This window comes from Acinetobacter sp. 5862 (assembly GCF_024494585.1).
Classification (GTDB): Bacteria; Pseudomonadota; Gammaproteobacteria; order Pseudomonadales; family Moraxellaceae; genus Acinetobacter.
The window spans coordinates 1-5,062 of record NZ_JANHGP010000042.1 but is presented as its reverse complement, the minus strand read 5'-3'; the positions used below and the strand labels follow the sequence as shown (position 1 = coordinate 5,062).

The following is a 5,062-nucleotide window of genomic DNA, read 5'->3' as shown; positions in this document are numbered from 1 at the left end:
TACACTTATCCAAATAGTACGACGGTGGCATTGAATACTGAAACGACATATGACTGGAATGCAGAAGAAGCCACAGTTCCTGTCAACTTGACTGTGACCAAAGTGATTCGCCTAAATGGTCAGGCCATTAGTGTGGGCGGTGGTGCTCGATATTGGGTTGATGATACTGACGGCAGCCCGAAAGGTTGGGGGGCACGTTTGGTCGCATCCTTTGTTTTCCCGAAATAATCAATTGAGTCTGTATTGATTAGAGTGACATTCAATGGATTTAAACTATATGCTTGAATTCGTTGGGTACTTTTTATTTAACGAAGTAGCAAAACCAGAAGTCATACAATATGGCTTCGACTTTTGTCTCTTAACTCGGTTGGAGGAACGCCAAACCAGCTTTTAAAGTTGCGACTGAAAATAGATAATTCTGCATAGCCCAACTGTAGAGCAATATCTGTCAAATTCACATTGCCTGCATCAAGCATACGAAGCGCTTCTTTTTTTCGGACATTTTCGAGTATATCTCGATAGGTTGTTCCTTGCATTTTTAAAGCGCGCTGAAGCTTTTTCGGATGCATTCCCATACAGAGTGCGATATTTTCAATGCTGCAGTCTCCTGTCGCCATCAGCATGCGGACTGAACTCTCTATCAGTGCGGTATTGTCTTCAGTTTTGGTGCTGCTTTGTGTTTCAAGCTGCTGTACGATTAGTTGATTAATGGCATCTTCATTAAAATTATAGGGTTTATAGCTTAAAAAGCTTGCGGGAAAATAAAGCGCATCCTCATCGGTTTCAAATTCCACTGGACAGGAAAAATGTGCTTGGAAAGTTTGAGCTCCTTTTTGTGGTGCTTTTTGCTTGAAGCAAATTTTTTCTGCATGCCACTGTGGGCCAATCAAATCTTTTAAAATATTCGCGACAAGGCAAATGGCCAGTTGTGATTTTTGTGGTACATCGGTGTTGTATTCACTTAAACGCACAAAGTTCAGCTTACAGAACAGAGCATTATGTTGCGAGACGTGAAAGACAACGCCTTCAGCATGTAAATAGACATACTTTTGCGCCACGCTTAAGGCTTCAAGTATGCTCGTTTGTCGGGACATATAGACGCCAATCAAACCGATTGTGCTAATATTTTGGAGTGCGCCGAGTTTTAAACCGAAGCAGTCATCCTGACAGGCTAAGGCCGCTTTTTCCAATAAATTTAAATAATGATCATAATGAATAAATGAATCTGGATCGCGGAGTAAAGCAGGTAAAATCCCGATCTCTTTCAAGATTCCTATAGGGTTTATGCCATAACTACGGACTAAGTCTTCAAAACCGCCGAGGCTGGCTGCACGAATATAACTTCCCATTACAACATTCCGTGTTGTCCTAAAAGATCAATTTAGTGTCCTAAAAAGTCAAGCATAATTCAAGTCATTTGTTAAAGTAGGATAAGAGATTATCTCAACCAACATAGAAAAGAAGTATTGAATCACCATTTTTAGCCGTGAAAGGAAAAGCATATGCAACTTACGGTTCAGTCTCATATCGAGCAAACAGTGATAGAACAGACATTGCACGATTGTTTTCAATTACAGCGCAAAAGCTTTCATCAGCAAGGCATTGAAACGATTGAACAACGCAAGCAACATTTACTGAATTTAAAAGCATTGATTAACAATCACCGTGAAGCAATTATTGACGCCTTGAATCGTGATTATGGAAATCGTTCACGCCATGAAACCTTATTGGCAGAAATTATTACTGTCACGGATGACATTAACGGCAGCATCAAACATTTGAAGCAATGGACGAAAGTACAAAAACGACATGTCGATCATAGCCTGTATTTTGGTGCGAAGAACCGTGTGATTCCTCAGCCACTGGGCGTGATTGGAATTATTGTGCCGTGGAATTTCCCCATCAATTTGATGTTTTCACAGTTGTCGGCCGTGTTTGCTGCGGGAAATACCGCTATGGTTAAAATGTCTGAAAATTCAAGACATTTGGCCGAATTGCTGATGGAGTTAAGCCCCAAATACTTTAAAGCGGAAAAATTACAGATTTTCGATGAGACGGGTGAAGTAGGCATCGCATTTTCAAAATTGCCGTTTGACCACCTGATGTTTACTGGCTCTGGTGCGACAGGGCGTAAAGTCATGGCTGCTGCTGCACCAAACTTGACGCCAGTGACTTTGGAGCTGGGTGGTAAATCTCCTGCGGTGATTGACCCTGAATACCCCATCGATAAAGCTGTAGAACGCATTATGTTTGTGAAACAGTTTAATGCGGGACAAATTTGTACCAATGTCGATTATTTATTTGTGCATGAGTCGAAGTTACAAGCATTTATTCAAGCCGCGGCAGCGTGGGTTCAGGAACATGTGCCTGATATTCATAGCAAAGATTATACTTCTGTGATTGATGAGCGCGCATTTCAGCGCTTAGTGCATAGCTTGGCAGATGCTGAAGCCAAAGGGGCAAGTTTGATTAATTTAAATCAGCAAGAGCCAGATGCTGCGACACGAAAATTTCCACTGACTTTGGTGTTGAACAGCAATGATGAGATGGAAATTGATACGCGTGAAACCTTTGGTCCGATCTTGATGGTCAAAACCTACCAGAAGCCTGAAGAGGTAGTGGACTATATTGTGCAGCGTGATCGTCCATTGGCCTTTTATCCATTTAGCAATAATAAAAGCTCAGTCGAATTTTATATCAGCCGAGTTATGTCGGGCGGGGTTTCGGTCAATGATGCCTTATTTCATGTCGGGCAGCATGACTTGCCATTTGGTGGGGTCGGTGCCAGCGGGATGGGGCATTATCATGGCTATGAAGGCTTTTTGACTTTTTCCAAAATGCGTCCTGTGTTTTATCAGGCGGGTTTTTCGAGCTTGAAGTTTCTCGCGCCGCCTTACGGAAAATTTGCCAATTGGCTGTTGAATTTATTGATTCGGATGAAGTCATAAGCGCTTAAATTTAAAAACCTCAACATCACTTTTCACTTCAAGATGGATATTTTGAAGTGAAGGAATTAGTGTATTTAAAAACAGAAAAATAAAACTTTTAAAGGAGTTAATAGGATGAATAATAAAGATTTTGATTTTGATCAAATCGTGATTGGCTCAGGCTTTGGTGGATCGGTCAGTGCTTTACGCCTTAGTGAAAAGGGCTATAAAGTCCTGATTTTGGAGAAAGGATTACGCCGTGAAGACAAGGATTTTCCAACTACAAATTTAGACACCAAAAACTATTTGTGGCGGCCTGAACTGGGATTCAGAGGTACGATGCAATTTACTTTCACCAGTAAAACCACCATTTTGCATGGGGTGGGCGTCGGTGGGGGCTCACAAATTTATGCCAATGTACATTTAATTCCACCTGATGCTGTTTTTGAGTCTGAGGCATGGACCAAGATTCGTAAAGACTGGAAAGAAACCTTAAAGCCGTTTTATGGTCTCGCTCAACGTATGTTGGGTACAGCGAATAATACTTATACCAATATTGCAGACGAAACGTTAAAAGAAGTTGCGAGTGAAATTGGATATGCAAATTCATTTAAAACGGTGAATACGGGGGTCTTCTTTTCGCAAGTAGCTGGTCAAGAAGGACAATTAGCGAAAGATCCGTATTTCAATGGAGAGGGGCCAGATCGTAACTCCTGTATTTATTGTGGCGCTTGTATGTTGGGCTGTCGTAATAATGCCAAAAATACCCTGATGAAAAATTACCTGTATTTTTCTGAGCGTAATGGCGTTGAAATTCGTCCAAGTTCTGAAGTGGTGAAAATTACACCACTGAATGAAGATGGTAGCGCAGGTTACGAAGTAATAGTCAAAGAAACTTTAGGAAAGAATGTTCGTCAGTATAGTTTGCGCAGTCGTGGGGTGGTGTTATCTGCGGGTGTAATGGGTACGGTACCGATGTTGTTAAAAATGCGTGATCAGCATAAAACTTTACCCAATATTTCTTCATTGCTGGGACAGGAAGTTCGGACGAACTCGGAAACCCTGACCACAGTGAACAATACTGGTAAAAAACTGGATGATGGTGTGGCTATCAGCTCCTTTATTTCAGTCGATGCAGATACCAATATCGAGGTCACACGTTTCCCTGAAGGTGCGGATGCTTCATGGATTTATATTCCATACGTGCCTATGGTGACTGGTCAGGGCTTTATGCGCTTTATGAAGTTTGTGTTCAATACACTGTTACATCCCTTAAAAACCTTTAAAGTACTGCGTTATAAGGGTAAAGCCAAAGACTCTATCATTTTATTGGTGATGCAAAAGTCTGAAGCATTCATTCATTTTGAATGGCGTAGAAAGTGGTATCGACTGTTCAAAAATAGTATCACTGCTGTGCAAAAAGAAGGGGACACGCCACTCACCGTTTCATTCCCTGCGGCTGAAGAAGCCACTAAAATGATTGCACAAAAGTTAGGTGGAGAACCTGGTTCTGCACTTACTGAAATTCTACTGGGAACGCCAACGACAGCACATATTATGAGTGGTGTCGCGATGGGCAATGACAAGTCGAATGGCGTTGTGGACTTCACTGGTCAAGTCTTTGGTTATCAAAATTTACGCGTATTAGATGGTTCGATTGTACCTGGGAATTTAGGTGTGAATCCCTCACTAACCATTACCGCACTGTCTGAATTTGCGATGAGTCAAATCCCAGTGTTCTCTGCAGAGCGGGCAGCAAAGATTCAGCGTATTGAATTTAGTCAGCCTTTGGAGGGACAGGTGTCTGACTTGAAGGGTACTGGTGATTTAGCCAGTGCATTAAGCAATGCTTAAAAAAGTGGATATGGTTTGGGCTGGTGATGGTGATGGTGTCTAATACGGCAAATTAGACAGCCCAAGCAATACAATCTTGAGATCATTATCCCTCTAACGCTGTATGACAGCGTTAGAGGGCGTTGCTGATTTTATGGGCTATAATTCAGAAATTCCTAAGCTAAGAAGAGAGCGAAAAGCTGTCTTACCTTTTTTACCGATCAATGAGTAATTGGGGGGCATTATTGAGTCTATTCATAAACCCAAAAGCCATGGTTTATTTTTTCTTGTTATAAAATATG

Annotated in this window: 3 protein-coding genes and 1 pseudogene; 3 read left to right on the top strand and 1 reads right to left on the bottom strand. The window is 41.6% G+C overall.

Annotated elements, in window-relative coordinates; translation table 11 throughout:
• Positions 1 to 228: pseudogene (locus NO346_RS07500) on the top strand (transporter); the annotation flags it as partial.
• Positions 229 to 329: 101 nt separating this feature from the next.
• Here the strand turns inward: NO346_RS07500 and NO346_RS07495 are convergent.
• Positions 330 to 1,349: an AraC family transcriptional regulator gene (locus NO346_RS07495; RefSeq protein ID WP_045796736.1), complete on the bottom strand. Its 1,020-nt coding sequence runs from the start codon at positions 1,347 to 1,349 to the stop codon at positions 330 to 332.
• Positions 1,350 to 1,502: 153 nt separating this feature from the next.
• On the opposite strand from NO346_RS07495, the gene NO346_RS07490 reads away from it, so the two are divergent.
• Together NO346_RS07490 and NO346_RS07485 are read left to right on the top strand one after the other, a co-directional pair.
• Entirely contained in the window at positions 1,503 to 2,948 is a 1,446-nt protein-coding gene (locus NO346_RS07490) for a coniferyl aldehyde dehydrogenase (RefSeq protein WP_061403633.1), read from the top strand.
• A gap of 114 nt (positions 2,949 to 3,062) precedes the next feature.
• Positions 3,063 to 4,781 (top strand): GMC oxidoreductase, encoded by a 1,719-nt coding sequence (locus NO346_RS07485; RefSeq protein WP_061403634.1) that lies wholly within the window; start codon positions 3,063 to 3,065, stop codon positions 4,779 to 4,781.
• The last annotated feature ends 281 nt before the right edge of the window (positions 4,782 to 5,062 follow it).